Origin of the sequence: Mesorhizobium sp. M7A.F.Ca.ET.027.02.1.1 (assembly GCF_004022985.1) — a bacterium.
Classification (GTDB): domain Bacteria; phylum Pseudomonadota; class Alphaproteobacteria; order Rhizobiales; family Rhizobiaceae; genus Mesorhizobium.
The window spans coordinates 1-5099 of record NZ_RZOL01000423.1 but is presented as its reverse complement, the minus strand read 5'-3'; the positions used below and the strand labels follow the sequence as shown (position 1 = coordinate 5099).

The 5099-nt window shown below is 62.7% G+C and carries 4 protein-coding genes and 1 pseudogene; 2 read left to right on the top strand and 3 right to left on the bottom strand.

Annotated features, from left to right (window positions below; translation table 11 throughout):
* Positions 1–89 precede the first annotated feature (89 nt).
* The 3 genes from EN749_RS30265 to tpiA all read right to left on the bottom strand — a co-directional run bounded on the left by EN749_RS30265 (position 90) and on the right by tpiA (position 2838).
* Complete coding sequence (locus tag EN749_RS30265; RefSeq protein WP_127398848.1) at positions 90–1217, bottom strand: L,D-transpeptidase; 1128 nt, start codon at positions 1215–1217, stop codon at positions 90–92.
* A gap of 211 nt (positions 1218–1428) precedes the next feature.
* A complete protein-coding gene (secG, locus tag EN749_RS30260; protein WP_128364538.1) occupies positions 1429–1899 on the bottom strand; it encodes a preprotein translocase subunit SecG in 471 nt (156 codons plus the stop codon).
* 171 nt (positions 1900–2070) lie between these two features.
* Entirely contained in the window at positions 2071–2838 is a 768-nt protein-coding gene (gene tpiA, locus EN749_RS30255; RefSeq protein WP_127268769.1) for a triose-phosphate isomerase, read from the bottom strand.
* A gap of 145 nt (positions 2839–2983) precedes the next feature.
* On the opposite strand from tpiA, the gene EN749_RS30250 reads away from it, so the two are divergent.
* Entirely contained in the window at positions 2984–4876 is a 1893-nt protein-coding gene (locus EN749_RS30250; RefSeq protein ID WP_128288098.1) for a SurA N-terminal domain-containing protein, read from the top strand.
* Positions 4873–5099 (top strand): annotated as a pseudogene (locus tag EN749_RS30245) (anthranilate phosphoribosyltransferase); the annotation flags it as partial. The gene EN749_RS30250 and the pseudogene EN749_RS30245, both read left to right, overlap by 4 nt.

The following is a 5099-nucleotide window of genomic DNA, read 5'->3' as shown; positions in this document are numbered from 1 at the left end:
GCTTTTTTCCCAAGAAGGCGCTTGGATCGTGTACAAGGCAAAACAAAAGGGCCGGCTGAGCCGGCCCTTTCGGCAGGATGACGAAAACGTCAGATGATGACGACCTTGGTGCCAACCCTGACGCGGCTGTAAAGGTCCATGACGTGCTCGTTGATCATGCGGAAGCAACCATTCGAGGCGCTGGTTCCGATCGACTGCGGCGCAATGGTGCCGTGGATGCGCAGATGCGTGTCCTTCTTGCCGTCATAGAGATAGATGGCGCGCGCGCCGAGCGGATTCTGGCCACCGCCGGGCATACCGTCCTTGTACTGGCCGTAATGCTTCGGCTCGCGCTTCTGCATGTCCAGCGTCGGGATCCAGCGCGGCCATTCCTGCTTGTCACCGACTGCAACCGTACCCTTGAACTGCAGGCCGTCGCGGCCGACCGCGATGGCGTAGCGGCGCGCGGTGGAGGACGATTCGACGAGGTAGAGGCGGCGCGCGCTGGTGTCGATAACGATGGTACCGGCAGCGTAACCGCTGAATTCCACGTCCTGCGGCACGAATTCCGGCTTCACCTTGAACTGCTTCTTGGCTTCCCTCTTGGCGAGAGCCTGGTCGAGAGCCCGTGTCTCGGGAAGATATGAAATTGACGAAGAGGAAGAGCTACCGCCGAAGAGACCGGCGAACAAACCGCCGCTGCTCGGCTGCTTCTGGCCGATGACCTCGCTGCGCAACTCGCCATTGTTGCCGGTCAGGGCGATGTTCATCGCCTCTGCCGGAAGCGGCTCGGCCGACTGGATCGGCGCGATCGGTTCGATCGGTTCGATGATCTTGGCAACCAGCTTCTTGGCCGGCTTGGCATCGGCCACCTGGGTTGCCTGCGTGCTCTTGCCCTTCTTGGCCAGGAACGCCTGCCGTTCAGCGTCGGCCTTGGCCTTGGCCGCCTCGCGCATCGCCAGTTTCCTGGCTTCGAGCGCCTTGGCTTTGGCGGCTTCCTTGTCGGCAACGATCTTGGCCTCGATCTTCTTGATCTGGGCGAGGTCGTCGGGCGTCGGGTTTTTCTTCTTCTTGAGAAGCTTCAATTGCGACGCATCACTCTTGACGGCGACGTTGATTGCAGAAGTTGTTTCAGCCGAAGGCTGTGCGGCCATATTTGCCGGCACGCCGGCGGAGGCTGGGGAACTCATGCCGAGTGCGGCGCAAAGTCCCAGGAAAATGAAGCTGCGAAGCTGCATGGCGAAGATCCGATCGTTCTATGCTTGTTGCCCACGGCGTCGCCCAGCGCCCCCCAAGGGCGCCGGAAATGCCGCGCGCAATCTATAGTCGAATAAGCGCGGCTGCCTCAAGCGCGAGGCCCCGCCTCACCCTGTCGAATCTTCGTGATCTTGCTGCATTTGCCGCGACTGTGTTCAAACGACCACAGATCGCGGTTTCAAGCGTGGAAGACTATTGGTTCGGGACCTGCGGGGTCGCCGGTGCGGCGGGAGCCGTGCCGTTGGTCGCCGGCGGCGTCGAACCGGCGGCAGGCGCCGTGGCCGGGGCAGTCGCCGGAGCCGAAGCGTCGTTGCCGGAAGGCGGCGTCGGCGTGGTGCTGCCGGCGGGCGCCGGGGTGGTCGTGCCGGGCAACTGGTTGAGCACGCCTTTGCCTGCACCGTCCGACGTCGCCGGCACGCGGTCGAGGATGTCGATCGGCTTCTCGCCGTAGCGGGCGACGATCGACAGGGTCAGTGACGTGGCGAAGAAGGCGGCCGCAAGGATCGCCGTCGCACGCGTCAGGGCATTGGCAGCACCACGCGCGGTCATGAAGCCGGATCCGCCACCGATGCCGAGGCCGCCGCCTTCGGAACGCTGCAGCAGCACCACGCCGACAAGGGCGAGCACGACCATGAGATGGATGACGATCAGTACGGTTTCCATAGTTTATCCTGGCAAGGCCTTGCCCGGCCGCGGACACGACCGGTGAATTGGAGGCGGCTCAATACAATGCTTTGACGGCATTTCCAAGCCCGTGGCCGGAATATGGGAAGCAACCCGTCCTTTGCAACGATTTCGTGCACCGGAAGCCCTTGTCCGGCGGAGCGAATGTCTTCAGGCAATATTGCGATAAGCCTCGGCGATGCCGAGAAAATCCGCCGCTTTCAGGCTGGCGCCGCCGACCAGCGCGCCGTCGACATTCCTGACGCCGAGCAGTTCGACCGCGTTGGAGGGCTTGACCGAGCCGCCGTAGAGAATGCGCATCTTCGCCGCGACGCCGCCGAGCTTTTCCGACAGCTTTTCGCGGATATGTGCATGTGCTGCGGCCACATCGCCGGCCGTCGGCGTCAAGCCGGTGCCGATCGCCCATACCGGCTCATAGGCAATGATGGTGTTGGATGGGGTGGCGCTTGACGGGACCGAACCATCGACCTGCCGCGACAGCACGTCCAGCGTGGCGCCCGCTTCACGCTGTTCATGCGTTTCGCCGACGCAAATGATGGCAACAAGCCCGGCACGCCATGCGGCGGATGCCTTGGCCTGGACAGTGGCGTCATCCTCGCCGCGTTGCTCGCGGCATTCGGAATGGCCGACGATGACATGGCTCGCACCGGCATCCCTGAGCATTTCCGCCGATATGCAGCCGGTGTAGGCGCCGCTCTCCTTGGTATGGCAATCCTCACCGCCGGCATGCACCGGCGTGCGTGACAGGATCTCCGCGGCGTGAGCAAGCAGGGTTGCGGGAACGCAAACCAGCGCTTCGGTCTCTGCGTCAAGTCCGCTCATGAAACCGTTGCCGATCATCCGGAGCTCGTTGAGGGAGGCGCTGGTGCCGTTCATTTTCCAGTTGCCGGCGACGAGCGGGCGAATTCCTGGCGTCATGGGTTTGCTTCTCCGGATGATATCGGGGCTCTGGCCCTCACTACCAAAATCAGGCCACAAAGCAATCGACAGTGGGCCGGAAGGGCGCTATTGCGCTTGTTTCAGACTCGGCGCATGCGAAAATGCGCATAAATCGGAAGTAAAAATGCTTGGTATATTGAGAAACGCGGCAGGCACCTGGGTCGCGAAGGGACTGTTGGTGCTGCTGGTGCTCAGCTTTTTGGTCTGGGGCGTTTCCGGACAGCTGATGAGCGGTCTTGCCGGCCACGATTCGGTGATAACCGCCGGCGGCACCAAAGTATCGATCAACGAATACCGTCTCGCCTACGATCGCCAGCTCGCCGTCATGTCGCAACAGTTCGGCCAACGTCTCAGCCACGAACAGGCAAAGGCGCTCGGCGTCGACAACCAGGTGTTGGCTCAGCTCGTCTCTGGTGCCGTTCTCGACGAACAGGCCCGCAAGCTGGGCCTCGGACTTTCCAAGGATCGGCTGGCCGAGTTGACACGCGAGGACCCAGCCTTCAAGGGCCCGGGCGGCCAGTTCGACCGCAGAACGTTCGAATATATGCTGCAGCAGATCGGCATGCGGCCCGAGGACTATTTGAAGAACCGTGCCCAGGTGGCCGTGCGCCAGCAAATTGTCGAGGCGGTCTCGGATGGCCTCAAGGCTCCGGACACTTTCTTCAAGGCGGTTGCGCTCTATCGCGGCGAAGACCGCACCATCGACTATTTGACGCTGCCCAAGGCACTGGTCGAGCCGATCGCGGCGCCGTCCGATAGCGTGCTCTCGGCCTATTTCGAAGCCAACAAGAAGACATATGCGGCACCCGAATACCGCAAATTTTCCTATGTCCGCCTCGAACCCGTCGACATCATGGATACGACCGCCGTCACCGACAGCCAGGTCAGCGACGACTACAACAAGAACAAGGCGCGTTACACCACGCCGGAACTGCGCACCGTCGAGCAGCTCGTGTTCAAGACGCCGGATGCGGCCAAGGCCGCACTCGATTCGCTCAAGGCCGGCGCCACTTTCGACAAGCTTGTCACGGCGGAAGGCAAGACGCCGGCCGATACGTTGCTCGGCACGCTTGCCAAGGACAAGATCGCCGACAAGGCGGTCGCCGACGCGGCCTTTTCGCTCAACGCCAATGAAGTCAGTCAGGTCGTGCAAGGCGCCTTCGGTCCGGTGCTGCTGCGCGTCACCGAGATCAAGCCCGAGGTGGTGAAACCACTGGCCGAGGTGTCCGATCAGATCCGCAAGGATCTGGCGCTGGGCGAGGCAAGCCGCATCCTTCTGGACGTGCGCGACAATTACGATGACACCCGCGCCGCCGGCAGTTCGCTGGCGGAGGCCGCGGCCAAGCTGAAGCTGAAGGTCGTCACCATCGACGCCATCGATCGTAGTGGACTGCGGCCAGATGCAACCATCGTCAAGGACCTGCCGCAATCGCCGGAGCTGATCAAAGCCGTCTTCGACGCCGAACCCAACACGGAAAACGATGCCTTGACCACAGCCGACAACGGCTTCGTCTTCTATGAGGTGGCGTCCGTCACGCCGGCTCGCGACCGCACGCTGGATGAGGTTCGTCAAAAAGTCGTCGCCGACTGGACGGCGGCGGAAATAAGCAAGCGGCTGGCCGCCAAGGCTGACGAACTGGAAAAGCGGCTCAAGGCCGGCGCAACGCTCGATGTCATCGCCAGCGAACTGAAGCTCGAAAAGCAGACCAAGCGCGGTGTCAAGCGTGAGGCTGACGATGTCGATTTCGGTAAGGAGGGTGCGGCAGCGATGTTCGGTGTCGGCGAAGGCGGCACCGGCTTGGTCCCCTCACCCACCGGAGACGGGCAGATCCTGTACAAGGTCGCCGAAGTGTTCGAGCCCGCCGGAGCCGATGCCAGTTCGGTGCCGGACGACGCGCAGAAATCCTTCACCTCCGGCATGTCGGATGACCTGCTCGACCAGTTGGTGGCGCAGTTGCAGACGCAGTACGACGTTCGCATCGACCAGGCCGCCGTCGCCCAAGCCTCGACAAGATGAGCGCGCTGAAAACCCATATCGCCAAGATCGCGACCGGTAGCGCGCTTTCCTTCGAGGAAGCGCGCGAGGCCTTCGACATCATCATGTCGGGTGACGCGACCCCCGGCCAGATCGGCGGTTTCCTGATGGCGCTGCGTGTGCGCGGCGAGACGGTGAGCGAGATTTCAGGCGCCGTCGCAACCATGCGGGGCAAGATGCTGCACGTCGACGCGCCCACCGACGC